At 71.4% G+C, this 21,601-nt stretch carries 17 protein-coding genes; 16 read left to right on the top strand and 1 reads right to left on the bottom strand.

The genetic code is table 11. From position 1 onward, the window contains the following. Nucleotides 1-446: 446 nt before the first annotated feature. The 16 genes from E0E00_RS00090 (at nucleotide 447) to E0E00_RS14185 (ending at nucleotide 21,095) form a co-directional block, all read left to right on the top strand. Entirely contained in the window at nucleotides 447-1,499 is a 1,053-nt protein-coding gene (locus E0E00_RS00090; protein WP_130810269.1) for a DUF4176 domain-containing protein, read from the top strand. After that, nucleotides 1,489-1,863, top strand: coding sequence for a DUF4176 domain-containing protein (locus E0E00_RS00085; protein ID WP_207302590.1), 375 nt, complete (start codon nucleotides 1,489-1,491; stop codon nucleotides 1,861-1,863). Before E0E00_RS00090 ends, E0E00_RS00085 begins: the two co-directional genes overlap by 11 nt. Nucleotides 1,864-2,069: 206 nt before the next feature. Continuing rightward, complete coding sequence (locus E0E00_RS00080; RefSeq protein WP_130810267.1) at nucleotides 2,070-2,351, top strand: hypothetical protein; 282 nt, start codon at nucleotides 2,070-2,072, stop codon at nucleotides 2,349-2,351. Between the two features lie 7 nt (nucleotides 2,352-2,358). Further along, nucleotides 2,359-3,741, top strand: a complete 1,383-nt coding sequence (locus E0E00_RS14535) for an FHA domain-containing protein (protein WP_207302589.1) — start codon at nucleotides 2,359-2,361, stop codon at nucleotides 3,739-3,741. Nucleotides 3,742-4,006: 265 nt separating this feature from the next. Continuing rightward, the gene (locus tag E0E00_RS00070; RefSeq protein WP_165443460.1) at nucleotides 4,007-5,704 is read left to right on the top strand and encodes a serine/threonine-protein kinase; all 1,698 of its coding nucleotides are present in this window, start codon (nucleotides 4,007-4,009) and stop codon (nucleotides 5,702-5,704) included. After that, nucleotides 5,704-6,261 carry a hypothetical protein gene (locus tag E0E00_RS00065; RefSeq protein WP_130810263.1) on the top strand — a complete coding sequence of 186 codons (558 nt, stop codon included), beginning with the start codon at nucleotides 5,704-5,706 and terminating at the stop codon, nucleotides 6,259-6,261. The genes E0E00_RS00070 and E0E00_RS00065 overlap by 1 nt, the downstream gene beginning before the upstream one ends. Then, on the top strand, nucleotides 6,258-11,045 hold the full coding sequence (locus E0E00_RS00060) for a hypothetical protein (RefSeq protein WP_130810261.1): 4,788 nt from the start codon (nucleotides 6,258-6,260) through the stop codon (nucleotides 11,043-11,045). The genes E0E00_RS00065 and E0E00_RS00060 overlap by 4 nt, the downstream gene beginning before the upstream one ends. Before the next feature lie 97 nt (nucleotides 11,046-11,142). Continuing rightward, entirely contained in the window at nucleotides 11,143-11,436 is a 294-nt protein-coding gene (locus E0E00_RS00055) for a WXG100 family type VII secretion target (protein ID WP_130810259.1), read from the top strand. Nucleotides 11,437-11,504: 68 nt separating this feature from the next. Continuing rightward, a complete protein-coding gene (locus E0E00_RS00050) occupies nucleotides 11,505-16,067 on the top strand; it encodes an FtsK/SpoIIIE domain-containing protein (RefSeq protein ID WP_130810257.1) in 4,563 nt (1,520 codons plus the stop codon). 77 nt (nucleotides 16,068-16,144) lie between these two features. After that, nucleotides 16,145-16,462 carry a DUF4176 domain-containing protein gene (locus tag E0E00_RS00045; RefSeq protein ID WP_130810255.1) on the top strand — a complete coding sequence of 106 codons (318 nt, stop codon included), beginning with the start codon at nucleotides 16,145-16,147 and terminating at the stop codon, nucleotides 16,460-16,462. Between the two features lie 7 nt (nucleotides 16,463-16,469). Continuing rightward, on the top strand, nucleotides 16,470-16,871 hold the full coding sequence (locus E0E00_RS00040) for a DUF5082 family protein (RefSeq protein WP_130810253.1): 402 nt from the start codon (nucleotides 16,470-16,472) through the stop codon (nucleotides 16,869-16,871). 13 nt (nucleotides 16,872-16,884) lie between these two features. Then, on the top strand, nucleotides 16,885-17,160 hold the full coding sequence (locus tag E0E00_RS00035) for a hypothetical protein (RefSeq protein WP_130810251.1): 276 nt from the start codon (nucleotides 16,885-16,887) through the stop codon (nucleotides 17,158-17,160). A gap of 56 nt (nucleotides 17,161-17,216) precedes the next feature. Further along, nucleotides 17,217-17,639 (top strand): hypothetical protein, encoded by a 423-nt coding sequence (locus tag E0E00_RS14810; RefSeq protein WP_130810249.1) that lies wholly within the window; start codon nucleotides 17,217-17,219, stop codon nucleotides 17,637-17,639. Further along, entirely contained in the window at nucleotides 17,639-19,630 is a 1,992-nt protein-coding gene (locus E0E00_RS00025) for a T7SS effector LXG polymorphic toxin (protein ID WP_130810247.1), read from the top strand. Before E0E00_RS14810 ends, E0E00_RS00025 begins: the two co-directional genes overlap by 1 nt. Then, nucleotides 19,627-20,343, top strand: a complete 717-nt coding sequence (locus E0E00_RS00020; RefSeq protein ID WP_130810245.1) for a PoNe immunity protein domain-containing protein — start codon at nucleotides 19,627-19,629, stop codon at nucleotides 20,341-20,343. The genes E0E00_RS00025 and E0E00_RS00020 overlap by 4 nt, the downstream gene beginning before the upstream one ends. Nucleotides 20,344-20,345: 2 nt before the next feature. Beyond that, nucleotides 20,346-21,095, top strand: coding sequence for a hypothetical protein (locus E0E00_RS14185; protein WP_165443458.1), 750 nt, complete (start codon nucleotides 20,346-20,348; stop codon nucleotides 21,093-21,095). A 347-nt stretch (nucleotides 21,096-21,442) separates the two neighbouring features. Here E0E00_RS14185 and E0E00_RS14805 read toward each other — a convergent pair. After that, the coding region (locus tag E0E00_RS14805) for an ATP-binding protein (RefSeq protein WP_242622142.1) at nucleotides 21,443-21,601 on the bottom strand (159 nt) is incomplete at its 5' end.

Genomic DNA, 21,601 nt, shown 5'->3' with positions numbered 1-21,601 from the left:
CCCTGTGCCGATACACTCGTCCTACGCCTCTACATGTCCTCCATCCTCCTCGACCGCTATGTTGTCTCTTTATTTTCGTGCCACCGCGCCCGCCCCCCACGCCCCCCCCGCGTAAGCTCGTCGGCAGCGTCAGATGTGTATACGCGACAGCCGCAGGGCCCGCCGAGGCGGTGTGCCGCGTGACGGTGACGGGGCGCGACTACCGGCGGGCCCTGCGGCGCATGGTCCGCGTCACGCCCTCCATGGTGGCCGTGCCCGTCTACCTTGCATCCTTCGCCCTCGTGGTGTATGTCCTTGCGCAGGGTCTCCTGCGTGCCGCCTCCAGGGGGGAGCTGGGGGCTGCCCTACTGTGGACCCGCGCTCTCCTAGCGCTCCTCTTTGTGCTTAGTGGGGTAGTCCTTATATGGGCGTACCCCTCCCGGCCCGCCATCGCGCGCTCGGGCCCCATGTGGGAGTTCTTCGGGCATGGCCCCGAGCTGCGCTTGGACTGCCCCATGGGCAGGCTGCGGGCCATCTTCCTCAAGCTCCCCGACCCGCCGCCCGTCGAGGTCGTGACCTACTTCGATGCCGCCGGCGTGACTTGCGTCACGCCCGGGGGTTCCTGGCGCGTCGGGTGGGACGAGGCCACGGCCTGCGTGCCCGTCGGTGCCGTGGTGGCCCTCGTGGGCGCTCGCGGTCCCGACAATGCCGGCTACACCTCCCTGCTCGGTGCGCCTCACTGGGTGGGCGCGTGCGTGCGTGACGCGGCCTTCGCCCCGGCGGGCCGGGCAGGCTTCGAGTCGGGCGGCTGGGGCACGGTGGCGCGCCTGGCCCGTTCGGCGGGTTGCCGGCTGCGCCTGCCGGAGCCGGACGGGCCCGACGCCCCGCCGCCGGCCGAATCGCGCCCCGCGCCGCTGGCCACCCTCACGCGCGACCCCCTGCGCGAGCTGCCGCTGGGTACGGTCGTGCTGTCGCGCGGCGGCGCGGCGGCGCTGGCGCTCCTCGGCCGGGGCGGCCCCGGCGGGGCGGACTACCTCGCTTGCCCCTGGCCCGTCGGCCTGAGCGGCGAGGAGTCGCCGACGTTGCTGCCGGTCGGCTCGGTGGGGCGCGTCCTGGCGCTCGGGGCCGTCGACGCCGAGGAGGCCGCCGCCGTCGAGGCCTCGCTGTCCAGCGGGGGCGCGTCCCCGGCCCGTCACGCCCGTCCTGGGCGCACCCGGCGCTCCCCCGCCCGACCCCCGTCCCGATCCCCTGGCGTTGGCTCGGTGGTCGAGCTCGCCGATGGGCGGCGCGTCATGGTCTGTGGTCGTGACGGCACCTCCCTGCTTGCCTGCCCCTGGCCCGGCGGGTGGGGTCCCTTCGGGGCCCTGAGGGTGGCTGGGGGGTCCGTCTCCGGCGTCGTCCATCCCGCGCCGGCGCTGTCGCCCGATGGCGGACGTCCGGCTGTGCGGGTCGCCCCGACCGGGGCTGGGGCCGACGGAAGGCACCTACGTGAACGGAGAGGAGAGAGGCATGGGCGATAGGGGCGCGGGGGGTCTGATGCGCAGGCTGCCAATCGGGTCGGTCGTGAGACTTCGGAAGGGCAGGAAGCTCCTCATGATCTACGGTCGGCTGCAGCGGCAGGAGGGCCGGGACAAGGTGTGGGATTACGTGGCCTGCCCTTGGCCGGAGGGCAACATGGGGCCTGACAAGGCGCTCCTCTTCGACTCCGACGCCGTGGAGGAGGTCTACTTCATGGGGTTCGTGAACCCGGACGAGACCAGGTTCACCGACAGGGTGTACGCCGAGTACGAGGCGCGTGGGGGCGGAGCTGCAGCCGACATGGCCTGCAGCGGCCCATGCGGCAACACGGGCGAGGGGCCTTCGGGGGCACCCGCGTCCGTCTGATCGGGCCAGGGGGCTGTGAGATTCCGACAAGAGCCCCCCGTCCCGTGCCATCCTCGACCCCGCGCAAAGTACAATGGCATCGCAGCCGGGCTTCGGGTTATGTTCAGGCCGTAGACTGCCTGTGCAATGCCCAGCCCGTGCGAGCATGGCGGGCCCATGCCTGCCATGCTCGGGATGACGTGGGGACATGGGCCGGGAGGAGGAACGTGAAGGAGAAGATCGAGCTCCAGGTGGTGCTGGCGCCCACGCATGCGGCGTACACCTTCAGGGTCCCGCTGGACCTCACGGCGGCCGAGGCCGCCGCGCTCATCTCGCGGCTGCTGGAGCGGCAGGAGCCGGCGCTCTGGAGGTCCACCGGCAAGGAGGACCTCATGCTCTGCGACCCTGGCAGCGACGATGCCGGCGAGCTGCTCAACCCCAACGAGACGGTGCGGGCGCTGAGGGCCTTCGGGCTCCTTGCGGACGGCACGCGCGTGGCGCTGGTGTAGGAGTGGCATGAAGGAGAAGCTCAAGAAGTCGCTTCGGGGCGAGCTCAGGCTGCTGACCTTGACGCTCGGCAACGGGGAACGCCTCGACTACGTGCGCTCCGAGTGGCTGGCGGCAGGCCCTGGCGAGGGCTTCCTGCCCTTCAGGTACGAGGGCCAAGGGAAGGGCGCCATTCTCAACTACGACGTTGAGGGTCTGGTCAAGCTTCCGCAGTTTGTGAGGGCACCGCTCTCGATTGCGCAGTACGAGTCGCTTCTGCGCCAGCTCAGCTCGGTCGTGGCGCTGTGCGTCTCGCAAGACGTTCCCACCTCCGAGCTCTGGTGCGATCCCGAGGGGGTCTTCGTGACGCCGGAGGGCAGGCTCCGCCTCGTTCTCGTTCCCGTCTCCGGCTACGTCAAGGCACAGCACTCCACGCCGCTCGAGCTGCTCGCATGGCTTGGGTCGCCGGCCAACGCGCACATGGCCGTGGAGGAGGACTACCGCCACGTGAGCGCGGTGGGCGACTGGGCCCGGCGCCAGAGCGTCTTCTCGCCCCAGGGGTTCGAGCGCTTCCTCGATGGGGAGTACGGACGCCGGCCTGTGCCCGGGCGTGCGGCGGGCCTGGTGTCGCCGACCCTTGGCTCATCGGGAAGCAGCCCATATGGCCGCGCGCCATCGGCACAGGGCCTCGCCGGCTCTGCGGGAGTGCCCAGGGCTGCGGAGACGGTTGGGGCCGACCGCGGGCAGCATGTCACACAGGGGCGCGGGCGCGCGCTTCTCGACCCGCTCGGCCTCCTTGGCATGGACGCCCAGAAGGAGGACCCCCGCCCGGTGGCGACCCGCGTCTCCCGCGCGGCCTTTGAGGTCGTGCCCCATGAGGAGGGGCGCCCGTCTACCTCAGGCGACACGTCGAGCCTGGGCTCGGGCTCGCTGGGCACGTCGCGGGAGGCCACACAGGACACACAGGAGGCACCACGGGACGCCGCCCAGGCGACCGCTTGGCAAGAGGCCCCACACGCGACCGCATCCGAGGCTGTGCCAGAAATCCCGCAGGTGACACCCCGGGAGACCCCACAAGGGACCACGCAGGCCGACCCTGGCGACGGGGCTCGCATGAGCGCGCCGCCGGCCGTCTACGTCACGCGGCTGCGCGACGGGCTGCGCCTGCGGGTGCAGGGGGAGACTGCCATGCTGGGAAGGTCTTCGACCTGCGACCTGCACTTTGGCGGCAATCCTGGGATGAGCAGGCGTCACCTGGAGGTGCGTCCCACCGCCGACGGGCTCACGATCAGGGACCTCGGCTCCTCGAACGGCACCTACGTGGCGGGCTCGCGCCTTGCCTCCCAGGATGTCGCGCACGTCGGGCGCGGTGGCCGGTTCACGATCGCGGGTGACGAGTTCCTCGTCGAATAGGCCCGCGCACGTCTATGACCAGGCATTTTGACCGCCCTGTGATGGCAGTTCGCTCGTCTGTGCAAAAAGTGGCCCCCTCGTGTGCGTTTCGTGTAAAATAGGCCGCGTTGAATCTTTCGGGGTGGCTCTTGCCACCCCCACATGGGCCCGTCTCCCATGCCCGGAAGCCTCCATGTCCAAGGGGACGTGAGGCTTACGGCTTACGAGGACACGGGCGCCCGCGGTGGTGCCCATGCGGCGGTGCGGGCGCTGGATAGGTGGTGGCATGGCAAGCGAATCTGATGTGGTTGGTGGCAGGTACCGGCTCCTGAGCGTGGTTGGGCGCGGCGGAATGTCCACGGTGTGGCTCGCCATGGATGAGACGCTGGGCAAGCAGTGGGCCGTGAAGGAGATTCGCCTCTCCGACGACCCGACAGCGCGCGAGATGGTGGTGGAGAGCCTGGTCTCAGAGGCCAACCTGATCAAGCGGCTTGACCATGCGGCAATTCCGCGCATCGTCGACCTGGTGGACGAGGGGGGCGTCCTCTACGTGGTCATGGACTACGTGGAGGGGAGGACCTTGGAGTCCCTGCTTGCGGAGGAGGGCCCACAGGACGAGGATGACGTGGCGGACTGGGCCATCCAGCTCTGCGACGTGCTCGACTACCTGCACCAGCGCAACCCTCCCATCGTCTACTGCGACATGAAGCCCTCCAACGTGATGCTGCGTCCGGACGGCACGATGCGCCTCATAGACTTCGGCATCGCGCGCGAGGAGCACGCCGCGCACCGGGCGGAGCGCGGCGGGCGGCACCTGGGGACCAGGGGCTATGCGTCGCCGGAGCAGTACCGGGGCGGCGACATCGACCGCCGCACCGACATCTACGGTCTTGGCGCCACGATGTACGCGCTGCTCACGGGCACGAGGCCCTCCGAGGAGGCGGAGCGCAACGCGGCGCTGCGCCAGCTGAGGCCCGAGCTGTCCGCGGGCATGGAGTCGCTCGTCTCCAAGGCCATGGAGCCCAACCCCGACGAGCGCTTCCAGAGCGCGGCCGAGATGGCCTATGCGATCGAGCGCTACAAGACGGATGACGAGCGCCACCGCAAGGGCCTGCGGCGCAAGTGGCGCGCGTTCGTGGGGACCATCGTCGCGGCGTGCGTGTGCCTTGCCGTTGGCATTGGCTGCATGGCCGCCCGCAACGTGGCGCTCGCGTCGGACTTCGACTACTGGATGCAGGTTGCCCAGCAGTCCGTCAACGAGGACGACGCGGCGGCCGCCTACGTCAAGGCCGCGTCCATCCTGCCGGCAGACATCAGGCCCTACGAGGGGATCTTTGCCCTGTACCGGCAGGATGGCGTCTTCTCCACCAATGAGGAGCTGCAGTTCGAGCGGATGGCGACCCCCGCGCTGGACGCCCTGAGGTCCAACGACGAGACCTGGGCCCGGCTCTCCTACGACGCGGGCAAGCTCTACTGGTACTACTACGACGCCTCCGACGGGTCCGACGCCGGCGGCCAGGGCTACGCCCGCATGCGCGCCGCCTCGGTCTGGATGCACAACGCCGCCTCGGTCCCGAGCTTCGAGGACCACGAGCTTGCCGCGGCCTATGCCGACATCGCCGACTTCGAGACGGACGTGGTGTCAGACATCACCGAGGGCACCGACTCGGGCCTGTACACGGCGCACTTCCAGAGGCTGACCGACCTTGTGGGCTCGGTCGGCTCGAGCGACAACGCGGTGGTCCGGCTCGACGCGGCGGACCTGGTGCTCGACTCCCTCAGGACCTACGCCCGCAAGTTCCGCGCAGACGGCATCAGCGAGGAGCAGCTGCAGGGGCTCGCCGACAGCGCCGCGCAGCTGGCCGCGTCGGTGGACGCGACCTCAGAGGCGGAGGACACCGAGAAGGAACGGGCCGAGCGGAGCTACCCCCTGGCTACCCAGGCCATAGAGGACGCCTTCGTGGACGTGGGGAGGACCGAGTGATGACGAACGTGCTTGGCGTGGCATCGACGGTGGGCTACGTGCTGGCGGCCCTCCTGGCGCTGGTCGCGGTGATCCTCTTCTTCACCCTGCACATCCGCAGCGTGCGCGACGAGCTTACCGGGCGCACGGCGGCTGCCGCCATCGCGCAGATGCGGGGCATGACGTGGGCCGCCCGCCGGCGGCGCGAGGCCGTGGCGCGGCGGCTCACCGCAGACGGCACCGGTGCCCCGGAGGGCGAGGGCAGCGGGAGCCTGCACCTGCGCATGGTGGATGTCCCAGGCCGCAAGGCCGGGGACACCGCGGGGCCCGCACGCACGGCGGACGAGGCCGTCACCACGATGCTGGCCTCGGGGCACGACGGGGAGGACGAGGGAGACGAGGCGATGACCACGACGCTGAGCCTGGGGGCAGACGGCGGCGACGAGGACATGACCGTCGTCGTGACGGACGGCGCGCCTGCGGAAGCGGCGGCGGACGACGAGCTGGAGACCACCCTGCTCGAGGGAAGCGCCGCAGGCGAAGGCAGCGGCGCGGGCGAAGGGGATGACGAGCGGTGACGGGACGCATCAGAAGCACGTGGAAGGCCCGCTGGGCCCTCCTCCTCACTGCGCTCGCGGTGGGCGTCGTGGCCCTCTGCGCGGTGCCGACGAACACGCTTGCCGAGACGCCGAGCACGAAGAGCCTCACGGTGTCCGACGTCACCATCCGGGTGCCCGACTCGCCTGATGGCGAGGTCACCAACGAGCTCCTGAGCGCCGACGGCACCACGCTGTACGTGGGGGCCCAGACGGGCGTCACCCTCGGCCTCACGCTCACCGACGGCGCCGGTGCCAACGTCACCACGGTCCCCCGCGTCCTGGTGAGCGCCAGGGTGGGTGGCAGCACCCAGACCTACAAGGCCACATGGTCGGCCGCGGCGGGCTGCTACCAGGTGACCATCGCCCCGCCAGACGGCAGGGCGGCCTCCCTTACGGTGTCGGGCCTCTCTTTTGCGGTGGACCCTGACTACGGGACCGTCACCTCGACTGGCCCCTCCTCCCTCGCCGGCACCGTGGTGACGTCCTCGGGTGCCACGGAGACCTCCGTGACGAGCGTCTCGTTCGTCGTCGAGGGCGAGGGCTATGCGGTGGGGCTGCGCAACGGGGGTGCCGCGCTGGCCTCGGGCGGCACGACCACCTACCTGAACGCCCTCTCCGGGACGGCCGTCGTCACGGACCCCCTGGCCCAGCTCCTCGTGGACGCCCCTGGCAGCAACATGAGCGCCGCCGTGGGGTCGCAGGAGCTGGAGGTGAGCCTGAGCTCGGCAGACGGCACGACGTCCACCTCGACCACCCCGCTCTCGTCCCTCACGGCCTCCGGTGGCACGTGGACGACGGACGTGGCGTCGCCGACCTCCGACGGGACCTACACCTACACCCTGGCCTACCACCACGACCTCGGCGGCGTGTACGGCTTCGGCGCGCGTTCCGCCGGTACCGCCACGGCCACCTGCCTCGTGAACTACGACACGACCTTCTCGCAAGCGAGCGTGCCCTTGGTGCGCCTGCCGGACGCCGGCGCCACGCTCGAGGTTCGGAGCCAGGAGACGGGCACCGGCGAGGCCGTCCGCTACCTCGTGAACGCCGGCAACAGGCTCGTCGTCAGCATCGCCGACGACGAGGGCGGCTCCGGCTTGGACCCCGCCACGCTGCGGCTGTCGTACCAGTGCCACGACGCCACCATGGGCGGCTCCCAGGCCGGCACCCTCAGCCTCGGGAGCGGCATCGAGCGGGCGGGCAACGACGAGTACGCCATCACGCTGCCCGACGGCGTCTACCGTCTGGACGAGCTTTCCTTCACGGCGAGCGACCGCGCCGGCAACCCGCTCGGCCCGGCGGTGCATGCCACCGACGCCATCGAGGGGGCCGACTTCGACGCGCTGCTCTGCGACGACTTCCCGAAGGGCGCGAGCACGCGCCTGGGGGTCACGAGGGGGAGCGGGAGCTGGGTCAACGCCGAGGGCGCCGCCGACACCCTCATGGTGACGACGGGCGTGGGCGGGCCGGTGCCCACCGTCACGGCGTGGGTCCAGGATCCCGGCCTGTTCGACTTCTCCTCGAGCTACCTGGGGACGAGGCCCACCGTCGTGACGGTGACCTACACCGACACCGCCGGCAACGCCTCCGCGCCCGTGGCCTATGCCGCCGACGCCCTCTCGGCCCTGCCGGGGGGTCGCCACGGGCAGGCCGTCACGCTCGACCAGGGCACGGGCAAGTACGTCATCGACGTCACCTACCGCGGCGCAACCCGGTCGTGGACCGTCTTCTACGGCACGGGCGGGTCATCCCTTGTGGGCGTGGCCCTCTCCGACGCCAGCTCGTCCTCCTTCGTCGCGCACTACGACGGCGGTGGCAACACGGACGCCCACTCGGACTTCGTGGGCTTCTCGCCGGTCATGGAGCTTGCGGTCTCGAACCCCCTCACCAGCCTCCTGCCCTGGGGCCTGGGCAGGCAGAACGTGACGGTCGAGGGCGTGCAGTACCGTGCGGACGGGGGGAGTGAGTGGCAGGGGCTCTCGACGCCGCTTGCCGCCAAGCGTGGCAGCTCCGCAGACCTCTACGAGGTGGAGTTCTCCACTCCGGGGGAGTATGACCTGTCAGGCGCCCAGGTGCGCATGACGGATGCCTTCGGCGTGACGACCGTCCACGACCTGGCGGGCCTGCTTGCCACGTCGGTCGACGGGACGGACGACCTCACAACCGTGGTCACCATGGACAGGGGCCAAATCGACCCGCAGGTGTCGGTGGACGTGAGCGACGGCGAGGGCGTCCAGGGCGCGGCGCGCGCGGGCTACCACCGAGGCGGCGTGGTGGTCACGGCGATAATCACCGGCAACCCGTACCTGGACCTCTACCAGCACAGCACCACCGCTACGACCGACCTGCTCGAGCTCGTCTGCGACGACTGCCAGGGCGGGACGCAGACCTTCCGCTACGACGTCGTCGGCTACCAGCCGACGACCGTCACCAACCCGGACGGTTCGGTCACGAAGGGCTGGGTCGCGACCCAGGACCTGTCGGGCGACGGCCTGCCGCAGGGGGTGTACCGCTACACCGTCACGCACAACTGGCCCATCGGCGGCACCTCCTCGGCCGAGGGCTCCTTCGTCATCGACTACCAGGCGCCAACGCTCGGCGACCTGGAGCTGTCCGTGCCCGGGGCCACTGCGGGGGATCCCGGCGGCCCGGTCGGGCGCTGGGGAATCCTCTTCTACAGCAGGCCCGTGCGCGTCGCACGCACGGCGGACGACAACGTCTCGGGCGTGGACCCTGACAGCGCGCGCGGGTCGTTCGTCCCCGACGGGGGGAGGACGGTGCGCTTCGACCAGGCGAGCGGCCGGCTCGTCCTCGACCTCCCCAACGACAACGACCGCCTGATGCTGGACCAGTCGAGCATGACGGTGTCGGACCTCGCGGGCAACGAGGCCACCGCCTCCGAGGGGGCCCCGCTGGACTTCCTCGAACTGGTGCGGGCGGGCAGGTCCAACGTCGACAGCTCGGCCACCGAGGTCGTCGTGGACACCGAGGCGCCGGTGCTGACCCTTGCCTTCGACAACAACGACGTGCGCAACGGCCACTACTACAACGCCGGCCGCACGGGGACGCTCACCCTCGTCGAGTCCACCTTCGACCTCGTGAGGGCCAACGACCCCCAGTTCCAGGTTGCAACCGTGACCCACGACGGGGCCGCGCGCGCGATCACGGCAAGCGACTTCCAGAACCCCTCGGGAGACGGCATGACCTGGGTCGCAACCATCGATGCCACCGCAGACGGCGACTGGGACGTGAGCGCGAGCTACACCGACGTCGTGGGCCACTCCTCCGAGGCGGTGGGCGACTCGTTCACGGTCGACACCGCGGCGCCCGTGCTGACGGTGAGCTACGACAACAACGACGCCCGCAACGGCCTCTACTACAACAGCCCGCGCACGGCGACCGTCGAGGTCCGCGAGAGGAACTTCTCGCCCGACCTGGCGTCGGTGACGGCCACGGCCACGGACGCCTCCGGTGCCGCGGCCAGCGCCCCCGGCGCGTCGGGCTGGTTCCAGACAGGCGAGCAGTACGCGCAGGAGGCCACGGTATACTTCGGCGACGAGCTGCACTACACGCTTTCCGCCACCGCCACCGACCTTGCGGGCAACGTCGCCGTGGCCTACGAGGGACCCGAGTTTGTCATCGACATGACCAGCCCCGTGATAGACATCCAGAACGTCGCGGACCGCACCGCCTATGCGGGGACGGTCGCGCCGTACGTGAGCATGCAGGACACCAACTACAGCCTCAGCGGGTCTGGGGTCACCCTCGTGGGGGCCCATGCGGGCGAGGTGGGATACATGCCCGGCATGAGCACGGACTACACGGACACCGGCGAGAGCGTCACGTACGCGGACTTCGCGCACGAGCTCTCCTACGACGACGTCTACACGCTCACCGCACAGGCCACCGACCTCGCCGGCAACAGCGTGGAGGAGGCGCGGACCTTCTCGGTCAACCGCTTTGGCTCCAACTACGTCTACTCCGACGCCACGGCCGCCCTGCGCGGCACGTACCTGCGCGTCCCGCAGGACGTCTCGGTGACCGAGATCAACGTCTCGGGCCTCGACGACGCGCGGACCCACGTCGAGGTGGTCGAGAACGACGAGGTGCGCGACCTGGCGCCGGGCGAGGGCATGGAGGTCGAGAAGACAGACGACGCCGGCTGGAGCGCCACCACCTACACCATCCCCGCGGCCGAGTTCTCGGACGACGCCTACTACCGGGTGCTGCTCACCTCGCGCGACCTCGCCGGCAACCTCTCGCAGAACCTGATGGACGACAAGGACGCCGACCGCGACGGCGTGGCCTCCATCGAGTTCGCGGTGGACGGCACCGCCCCCACGGGCGGCTTCGCGGGCGCCGCGCAGGGCGCCGTCTACTTCGGCCCCGACCGCGACGCGCTGCCCACCGCCTCCGACAACATGGCGCTGGAGAGCGTGCAGGTCTCGCTGGACGGCGGCGAGCCCGTGAGCTACGATGCCGAGGAGGCCGCAAACGGCGGGATGTCGCTCGTGGTGCCGGCCGACGCCCATCCCCACGACCTGACGATCGTGGCGAGGGACCGGGCGGGCAACGTGCGCACGCAGGAGGCGCGCGGCGTGACCGTGGCCGCCGACTGGGGGCAGTACCTGCTGAACAACCCCGGCGCGCTCTTCGCCGTGGCGGGCACCGTCGTCGCGACGGTGGGCCTCGCGGCAATAGGGGTGGCGGCGGCGGTGCGCCACCACCGCATGGGCGAGCGGAGGAGGAACCCGTTCGGCCACTAGCGTCACCCGGACGCATGCAACCCCCGCGACAGCGGGGTGCATGGATAGGCAAGGCCATGCAGGAGTGCCCGCGGGCACATGGCAGAAAGGAACGGACATGGCAGGACAGATTAGGATCACCCCCGACCAGATGCGCGTGCGTGCGGGCGAGTACCGCACCGAGGCCGACAACGTCGGCCAGGTCATCTCCAAGATGGACAGCCTGTTGGCCGCCCTGCAGGAGGAGTGGGAGGGCAGCGCCGCCACCGCCTACGCTGGCAGGTTCCAGGAGCTGCGCCCGAGCTTCGTCTCGGCCCAGGACCTCATCACCGAGATCGCCGGCTCCCTCGACGCTACCGCGCAGTCGCTGGAGGAGACCGACGCCAACATCGCGAGCCAGTTCCAGGCCTAGCGGAAGGCGCCCCGCACGGCGCCCATGCGGCCTCCGGGCCGCGTGGGCGCCCGCACCGGGGGAACGACATGACACCCAGCCTCCTCATCACCGTCGTCATCGACGGGAACGCCTACACCACGACCGTAGACACCCTCTCCCATGGCATCCATCACCTCACGGATGGTACGGGAGAGGGGCGTGGCCATGCCGTGGCGAGCGTCTCGTGCGGCGAGGAGGGGGTCTTCCTGCGCCCCATGGGCGGGGCGAGCCTGGCCGACGAGGCGGGCGAGGGGCTGGAGCGGGCGCCCCTCGGGGGCACGGACGCCCAGGCGTTCGCGCTCGAGGGCGGACGTGCAGCAGACGGTGCCACCGTCTTCGTGCGCACGGCCGACGCGGGGCTGGCCGACTACCACAAGGTCGGGTTGGTGCACGACGGCTCGGTCGTGATAGGGCGTGACGCGTCCTGCGACCTTGCGTACGACATGCGGTGGGTGTCGGCCCGCCATGCCGAGCTCAGGCTGGAGGGGGAGTCCCTCTCCGTGCGCGACCTGGGGAGTGCCAACGGGACCTTCGTGAACGGGTGCGCCCTGGCCCCTGACGCCCCGGTGGCCCTCGAGCCGGGCGACGTGGTCCAGGTCATGGACCTCACGGTCCTCGCAGGCCGCAGGCTCCTGCTCCTGAACGCGCCGCGCGGCCTCACGGAGCGCCTCGGGAGCGCGGCCGTGCACATCGACCACGACGAACTCGTCGCCCGCGCCCCCGAGGCCACCCCCGACGACCAGCTTCCCGGCCCTCGCCCGTTCTGGCCCGCACCGCGCCTCATGCGCACGGTCCACCGCAAGGCCTACAACGTCGAGGAGCCGCCGCCTGCGAAGGAGCCTGACGACACCCCCGCCATCGTGAAGATGGGACCATCCTTCCTGATGGCGATGAGCTCGATATTCATGGGCGCCAGCGCGGTCTCGCGCATCGCGGGGGGAGCCGACGTGCTTTCGTGCGCGCCGTCGGTGGCGATGTGCGTCGCCATGCTCGGCGGCATGATGGTCTGGCCCCAGATCACGCGCCGCTACGAGCGCAGGAAGGCGGCCCGCGACGAGGAGCGCCGCCGCAGTGCCTACTCCGACTACCTTGCCTCCCGCGAGATGGAGTTCCGTCGTGAGCGCGACGAGCAGGCCTCCATCCTCGCCGAGAACCGCGTGAGCGCCGCCGAGTGCCTGCGCAGGGCGGAGGCGCTCGACCCGCGCCTCATGAGCCGCAGCCCGCTGGAGGCAGACTTCATGCAGCTGCGCGTGGGTACAGGCACCCTGCCGCTCGAGGCCGACTTCAGGTGGCCCGAGCGCCGCTTCACGATGGACAAGGACGACCTCTTGGACCTGGCCCGCGGCCTCTCCGAGCGCCCGCCGGCGCTCGAGGGCGCCCCCATCGCGCTCGACCTGCTGTCATCCTGGGTGACGGGCCTGGTGGGCGAGCGCGGCCAGCGCTGGGGCCTGGTACGTGCGCTCGTCGCGCAGGTGGCCACGCTCTACAGCCCCCGCGACGTGAAGGTGGCGGCCGTGGCGCCGGCGGGCGAGCGGCGGGAGTGGCAGTTCCTCTCCGCGCTGCCGCATACGCTCGCCGACGACGGCCGCACGCGCCTCGTCGCGAGCGACGAGGCGTCGATGCGCGAGCTGTCGGGCTACCTCGCCCGCGAGCTGGGCGGCCGCTCGGGTGATGCCGCAAAGCGGCAGGTTGCCGACTACGGGACCTACTACCTGGTGCTCTGTGCCGACCGCGAGCTCGCGGACTCCTCGGACGCCCTGGCCCGCCTCATGGGCCTGCAGGGCAACCGGGGCTTCTCGCTGCTCTTCACGGCGGACGCGGTGGACGGGCTCCCGCGCGAGTGCCGCCGCGTGCTCGAGCTGGGCGGGAGCGGCGCGTCTAGGCTCTACGACCGCGCCGACGTGGCCGGAAGCGAGCAGCCCTTCGAGGCGGACCCGCCCGTGGGTGCCGTGGGCATGGCCCGCCTCGCCTCCCGGCTCTCCCGCCTCGACCTCGGGGGCGACGAGGAGGCCTTCGAGCTGCCGGCCTCCCTCGGCTTCCTCGAGACGTTCCAGGCGGGCTTGGTCGCCGACCTCGACGTGGAAGGGAACTGGGCGCGCGCGGACTCGTCGCGCAGCCTGGCGGCCCCCATCGGCCTCGACTCCCGCGGCGCCCTGGCCACGCTCGACCCGCAGGAGGCCTTCGACGGGCCCCACGGGCTCGTGGCGGGCACCACGGGCTCGGGCAAGTCCGAGCTGCTCATCACCTGGATACTCTCCACGGCCACGCACTTCCCGCCGGAGCAGGCGGCCTTCGTGCTCATCGACTACAAGGGCGGCGGCCTGGCCGACGCCTTTTCCCGCGGGGGCCTCAGGCTGCCGCACCTGGCGGGCACCGTCACCAACCTCGACGGCGCGGAGGTGGCGCGCTCGCTGGCGTCGCTGAGGGCCGAGCTGGTGCGCAGGCAGGCCATGCTGGCCGAGGCCAAGCGGCTCACGGGCGACGCCACGATGGACGTCTCGGGCTACCAGCGGCACTGGGCCGCGGGCGAGCTTGCCGAGCCCATGCCGCACCTGTTCGTGGTGGCCGACGAGTTCGCCGAGCTCAAGGCGCAGGAGCCGGAGTTCATGGACGGCCTGGTCTCGGCCGCGCGCATAGGCCGCTCCCTCGGCGTCCACCTGGTGCTGGCCACGCAGAAGCCCACGGGCGTGGTCTCCGACCAGATCCAGGCCAACTCGCGCTTCCGCGTGTGCCTGAGGGTGGCGGACGCCGCCGACTCCAGGGAGATGATACGGCGCCCCGACGCGGCGGCGCTCGAGGGGCCGGGGCGCTTCATCCTGCTGGTGGGCTACGACGAGCGGCTCGTCCTGGGCCAGGCCGCCTGGGCCGGCGGCCCCTGCGCGGCGGGCTCCGGCCCCGCGCGCGACCTCTCCGTGGAGCTCTGCGACGCCTGCGGGGCCCAGCTCGCCTCGGCGAGGCCCGCCGCGGGCGCCCCCGCCGCGGGCACCGAGCTCGACGCGGTGCTCGCCGAGGTCCGCCGCGCCGCGGGCGGCCGGGGGGCGCGCAGGCTGTGGCTGCCGCCGCTGCAGGCCCACCCCACCGTCGCCGCCCTGAGGGCCCGCTACCCCGAGGCCCGCGCGGGCGACGGGCCCTGGGAGCTCGACCCCGTCGTGGGCGAGCTCGACGACCCGGCCCGCCAGGAGAAGCGCCCGCTCGCCCTGCCGCTCTCGAGGGAGGGCAACGCCGTCGTCTACGGGGCCGTGGGGTCGGGGGCGGAGGGCGTGCTCCAGGCGGCGCTCTGGGACCTGCTGCTCGACCACGGCGCCGACGAGCTCAACGTCTACGCGGTGGACCTCGGCTCCGGCACGCTTGCCGCGTTCCGCGGGGCGCCCCAGGTGGGCGGGGTGGTCATCGGGGGAGACGAGGAGGGAGTGCGCAGGCTCCTCGACATGCTGGTCTCGGCGATCTCGCGTCGTCGCGAGGTCCTCTCGCCCTACGGGGGCTCGCTGCGCCGGTTCCATGCTGCCGGTGACTCGATGGCCTCGGTGCTCCTCGTGGTCGACAACCTCGCGGCCTTCTGGGAGCTCTTCCCGCAGGAGGAGGCGCGGCTCGTGCAGGTCTCGCGCGACGGTCCGGCGGTGGGCGTCCACCTCCTGGCGCTTGCGCCGACCGCCGTCTCCGTCAGGTTCCGTCTCAAGTCCAACGTCAGGCTCTCCATCGCCAGTGAGCTGCCTGGGCTTGACGAGTATGTGGCCGTCTTCGGCTCCCTGCACGGCATGCGCATCCCCAAGGGTCGCGGGAGAGGCCTCGCGCGGGTTGGTGACGACCTGCTGGTGTACCAGTCGGCTGACGTTGTCGACGAGGGAGGGTCCCCCTACGAGGCGTGCGCAGAGCTCTCCTCCGGGCTTGCGAAGGACGCGGACGGCGCTGAGGCGCCGGCGATTCCGTCGCTGCCTGAGGTCATCGCCCTCTCCGAGCTTATGGCGGGTGCCGGTGCCACGCGCGTGCCCTATGGCGTGCACGTGGACGACCTCTCCGTCGCCTCATTCGAGCCAAGGGACGGCCGCGTCAAACGCATCCTCTACCAGCGCACCGTGCAGTGCAGGGGGTTCCTCTCGTCCTGGCTGGACGCCCTTGACGCAAACGGGCAGAGCGTCACTCTCGTCGACGCGGGCGGGATCGTCTCCGTGATGGATGATGAGAACACCGAAGCGCCCGAGGCCAAGGATGCGGAAGCCCTTGGCACCATCCTGGAGGAGCTGGCCGTCGCGGACATACCGACATCGTTCTTGCGTCTGCTCGTGGTCACAGGGTTTGCCGGGCTGCTGTCTCGCCTCGGCCCGTCCAGGTCACGGGACGTGACGGAGGCCGTCAGGCGGCTGAGTTCTGCGGGGAGCCTCCTGGTGGTGCTCGTGGACACGGCGGACTCCGCGGGTTCCTATGTCAGGGAGCCGTGGTTCCGTGAGCAGTCGTCCGTGCGCGAGGCGCTCTGGGTGGGCGATGGAGTGGCGAGCCAGGGCTCGCTGACGCTCAGCTACTCCTCCAAGCTGGAGCCCAAGGTGGGCGACGGCATGGGCTACTCGGTCGAGGGGGGCGTCCCGCGTCTCGCGAGGCTCGTGGGGGTCCCATAGCCGCGCGGCACACGGATCGGTTGGCAGACAGGGTTGGCGCCCGGCAGGGACGGGTGCGCAAGCAGAAGGGAGCCTACATGGAGTGTCCGGACTTTCTCCCGTTGGGATCGGTGGTGCGCGTGAGGGGCAGCGAGAAGCCCCTCATGGTGATCTCCCGCGCGGTCGTCGTGCCGCAGGGCGACAAGCGCTCCTACTACGACTACGGCTGCTGCCTGTGGCCCGAGGGCCTCATGTCCGATGCGGTGGCCTACTGCAACCACGATGCGGTGACGGGGGTGCTCTCCAAGGGCTATTCGGGAGAGGGGGAGCAGGCGATGCTGAAGACGCTCGGCAAGGCGCTCGCCACGCTCGACATTCCCAAGGGGAACCCCACCCCTCTCGGTGGCAGGGGCTGAGGGAGACATGAGCGAGGACAAGAGCTGGATACAGGCTCGCATAGACGACCTCAGCAATGCGATTGCCGACGCCCAGGGGACCATGGCGGCCGACCAGGAGAAGATCGACAGGCTGGACGAGGCGTCCAGGCAGCTGAGCGACTGCTACAACACGGCGGAGTCGGCCAAGGAGGACATCAGCGGCTTCGATGCGGGCGACTCCTGGGCCGGGAGCAAGCGCGACACCTACGACCAGGACAAGGACGAAGTCAATGACGAATGTGGCACCTACTGCGACGCGATCCTGGACGCTCGCAACCAGTTGCAGCAGAAGAAGAGCGCGCTGTCGGCGGAGAGCCTGAACCTCGGTGGGCTCATCCAGTCGTGGAACAGCCAGATCAGCGGCTGGTGGGACCAGCTGACCAACTAGGGGGGCGACGCATATGCCAGCACAGATGACCGTCGTGGTTGACGGTGAGTCGATTGGGGATGTTCGGGTCACCTGCGAGAACGCCGGGACCAATCTCTCGGGGGCGATTGTCGACGTGCCGGAGCCCTCGGGTAGCTCGGACGCACTCGCGGCCTTCTGCGAGCAGGCCCGGAGGCTCAATGACCTCGTCACGCGGTACGGGGCCGTCATCACCAAGGACGCTGGGACGCTCCGGGATGCCATCGACCAGTTCGAGGGCTGGGACGGCGACACAGCGTCAAGGTATTAGCAAGGTATTAGAATAGCTGGCGGGGGCGGACTGCCCCGGGCGGAAGGGAGTTCGACATGGCAGGCAAGAAGGGAACCTACGACTTCACGAGGGACAGGCTGGGCCTGCGGCTGAGGGTGATGGGCACGGTCTCGGCGCTCGCCGGTGCCGCGTTCGTCGCCTGCGCCGCGCTGCTCGCGAGCGTCGGGTCGGGCGCGGGCGGCCACGCCCGGCTGATCGGGGCGCCCGGCGCCGCGGCCGTGGGCGCGGCGGGGGCGTGCCTGCTCGCCCTGGGCGTGCTGCTGCTCGTCGCCCCGTCCAGGCCCAGGCTGGCCGGCGCCGCCAGGGCCCTCGCCCTCGCCCTGCTCGCCCTCTGCGCGGCGCTGCTGGCCATGGGGCTGGCCGACGGCAGCGGGAGGCTGGCCGTCGCCTTCGGCGGCGTGGGCGCCGCGATGGCCGGCGGCGTGCTGCCCCTGATCAGGGAGGGGAGGGTCGGCTGATGGGCTGGGACGTGTCCATCGGGGACGCGGACGCCCTGGGCGGGTGGATGGCGTCCTCGAGCGGAGGCCTTGGCGACGCGCTGGGCGGCGCCTCGGACGCCGCTGCGGCCGTGAGCGGGCTGGGCAGCAGCTTCGAGGGGGCGACCGCCGACGCAGTGAAGAGCTACTGGGGCCAGGTGCACGGGTGCATGGCGTCGGCCCTCGGCGCGGCCCTCACCCAGCTCACGGCCAGCTACTCTGAGTACTTCAACGAGCTCGATGCCATAGACGGGAGCGCCTACGCGCGCTTCGTGCAGGAGGAGGTCGAGTCGGCGCAGGGGAAGGCGTCGGACGTGGGGCCGACCTTCGCCGACGTCGACGGCGGGGTGCGCTCCGCGCTCGGCAGCGTCTCGGACATCGTGTCCGTCGCGGCGCCCGGGGTGGACGCCGTCACGAGCGGCCTCTCGGCGATCGAGCAGGAGACGGGCGACCTCGACCGGCAGGTGTCCGCCGCGGAGTCCGACGGCGTGGCGAAGGCCGCCGCCGCGGCCGAGCTCATATCGAGCGCCGAGGGGTTCCTCGCGCAGATCGAGGCCGGCAGCGCCGGCGGGGGCACGAGCTACGTGCCCGCCGACTTCTTCACGACCCAGGCCGCGGCGGGCCTCCTGGACGCCCTCGAGGCGTTCTCCGGCTCCCCCTACGCCGACGGCGACTACGTGAGCGGCCGGCTGGGCCAGATGGCCTCCGCCATCCAGGGGCACGACCAGACGCGATTCGAGGACGCCAAGAGGGAGGCGGAGGAGCAGAGCGTGCTCAAGATCGTGGCCGGCGTCGGTGTCGCCATCGCCGGGGCGGCCGCGATAGTGGCGACGGCGGGTGCCGCGACCCCGGTCGTGGCCCTCGCGTTCGGCGCCGTGGGCGGCGCGACGATCGTGTTCGGCGCGGCGGACGTGGCCGAGGGCGTGCAGGACGCCTACAAGAGCTTCAATGCCCGGGACTGGGACGAACTCGGCACCAGGTCGTTCAACTTCGTGCGCGACACCGTGTTCAACGGCGACGAGGGCTCGTACAGGACGGTGGAGGGCGTGCTCGTGACGGCGTGCTCGCTCGCCGGGCCCGCCGCCAGGGGCTCCCAGGCGCTCTCCGCGGCCATGCAGGGCGGGAGTAGGGCCTCGGCCCTGCTCGCCGGCGGCAGGGCGGCCGTGGGCGACTACCTCCGGTCCCAGGCGCTCGGCCTCGCGGACCAGTACGTGGTCAACCCCGCCCTCAGCGCCCTGGTCGGCGGTGGGACCGCGGGGAAGCTCCTCGTCGGGCTCAAGGACGACGCCATGGGCATCCGGGGCCTCGCGGGGGGCCTGAGGCGCCCGTCCGGCACGGAGGGGCACGTCAGGGTCGAGGCGTCCGCCGAGTCCGGCGAGGGGGTGGGGATGAGGGTCCCCGCGACTGACGGCGAGGCCAAGGTGGGCCTGGGCGTCGGCACGCCGGAGGCGGTGCCCGTGCCCGGGGACGAGCACGTGAGGGTCGACACGAGCTCCGTCATAAGCGACGTCGAGAGCGGGAGGGTCGAGCTCGGCAGCTCGATCAGGAAGGGCAACTTCGTGGAGATGAAGGCCGACGCCGACTACACCGGCGCCGGCTACACGCGTGTGAGCAGCGACAGCGTGACGAGCCTCGACGCCCCGACCCACCACGGCATCGACGGCGTATACTACATGGAGGGCAGGCGGCCCCCGTATGTCATCGTCGAGAGCAAGTACGGCACGAGCCAGCTTTCGCGGCTGGCGGACCACAAGACGAGGCAGATGAGCGATAAATGGATATACGACAGACTGGAGAACGCCGTGGGCAAGGACATGGCAAAGGAGATCCGCAACGCCGGCTATAGCCGCGAGCTCTACCGCGCGGCCCCCGACGGGGCGGGCGGCTTCAGCGTCACGACCAGGCAGATCAATTCGGACGGGTACGTCGTGAGGGGGAGCGCGGGCTCCGTCACGGGAGGAGGGGTCGGATGACGGTGCGCGACTGGAACAGGGACGAGGCCTACTTCGACCAGTTCATAGCGGGGAGGGAGAGGCTCATCGCCGAGGTGTCGGAGGAGATCGAGCGCGGCGAGGTGCGCGAGGACAGGGTCCCCGCGGTGAGGTACGGGGTGCTGCTGTACCTCCTCCAGACCACGGAGGCCAGCTACTCGCGCGGGGACCCGATGCCGGAGGTGGCCCGCCGGGCGAGGCGGGCGCTCGACTACCTCGAGTCCGGCGACTTCTGGCACAGTGGCGGGTCGTACGGGGGCCTCCGGATAGCCTCCCTCATGGCCCTCGTCTCGGACGACCCCGGCGAGCCGGCGCGCCTGCGCCCGCTCGTCTGCGACCCCGGGCGCGAGGAGTGGGCCTTCGACGTGGTCCTGGGGGAGGACCCCGACGCGATCGCGGGCGAGGCCGGCATCAGGTACTACGCGGGCATGCGCGCGGTGGCCGACGCGCCTGCGGCCGAGAGGCCGGAGGCGCTCCGCCGGCAGGTCTCGCTCTGGTACACCAAGCGCCGCAGCGAGTACTGGTGGGGCTTCCACAGGAAGGTCGACCGCGACGACCTCTACTTCGGCTACTGGGCGCTGGAGTACGCGGCGCTCGCCCGCAGGCTCGGCGTGGACGACTCGGCGCTCGAGGGCGCAAAGTACTACCCCTACGAGCTCGCCCACTGGCTGGACGATACGGACAGGGAGGCATAGCCATGGGCCTGGATGTGACGTACCACCCCATCGACCCGGCGTGGGCGGAGGGGGCGTTCCTCTCGCTCGTCCCTGCGGCGCGGGCGCGCGACCTTTCGCACGCCCGCCAGCTGGCTGCCGACGCGGGGCTGGGACAGGATGCGAGGGACCTCTACCTGAGCCTGCTTTCTGCGGCTGCCTCCTGGGATGACCCCGCCGCGCCTTTCGAGGCGGGGTGGGGCTACGCCCTCTGCGCCGCGCAGACCTGCTTCGGGCCCTACTGGTACACCAGGGGGTCATCGCTCACGGGCTTCCTCGGCGCCCCCGGCGCGCCCGCCGGCCTGGCGGCGGACCTCGGCGGGGAGCCCGCGCTCTCCCACCTGCCCCCCAACCCCAGGGAGGGCCGCATCACGCAGAACTACCGCTCCGGCGCGTGGCTGCCGCCCGCGTCGGTCGGGCGGCTCCTCTCGCTCCTGGGGTCGGACCCCGCCGTCTCCTCCGCGTTCCGGGCCGCGTTCCCCGGGGGGCAGTCCGAGGTCGTGGGGTCGGCCCTGGGGTGGGCCCGCGAGCACGGCTGCGGCCTCATGGAGGCGGCGGACCTGGTCGTCCCCGACCCCGTCGACCCCAGGGGGACTGAGGCCACCTGCTGGCTCCCCAACCTCGACCTCGCGGGCGTGAGGCTCTACGCCGCCGAGGCGGAGAGGCAGCTGCGCGGGGCGGGCGCCCCCTACGACGAGATGACCAGGGGCGTCCCGCGCTGGTTCGACCTGTAGCCCCGGCTGGGAGGGCGCCGGGGGCGCACGACACCGACGACCTCGCCGGCAGGATGGGGTCGCTCGACGGCGGCATCGCGGCGCTCGCGGAGCAGCGGGCGGCGCGCGACGACGTGTACGCCGAGGTACGAAGCGTATGACGTCGGACACACGCTCGAGAGGCCCGAGGAGTGGGGAGGCAGGCATGCGCGCACTGACGAGGAGGCGGTTCCTGGGCGCGGCGGCGCTCTCCGGCTGCGGGCCGCAGGGGGCCGGGAGGCGCCCCTGGGAGGGGTGTTAGCGTCAATTAGGAAATCACCAATCCGCACAACTTTCAGGCGCCAATCGCGCCAATGGTCTTTCGCCGGTCAGGCAAGCGATTCGTCGCCGCTTCCGGCGTCCCCGCGGGCTCGCGGCTGGGCCTCCTGCCCCATCACCTCCCTCGCCCTGTAGGACTTGCCCGTGATCTTGATCACGTGGCAGTGGTGGCAGGCCCGGTCCGCGATGGCCGAGGCGACGACCGGGTC

This window comes from Olsenella sp. Marseille-P4559 (assembly GCF_900605015.1).
Taxonomy (GTDB): Bacteria; Actinomycetota; Coriobacteriia; order Coriobacteriales; family Atopobiaceae; genus Tractidigestivibacter.
The sequence above is the reverse complement of the archived record's forward strand: the minus strand, read 5'-3'. Positions and strand labels throughout refer to the sequence as shown.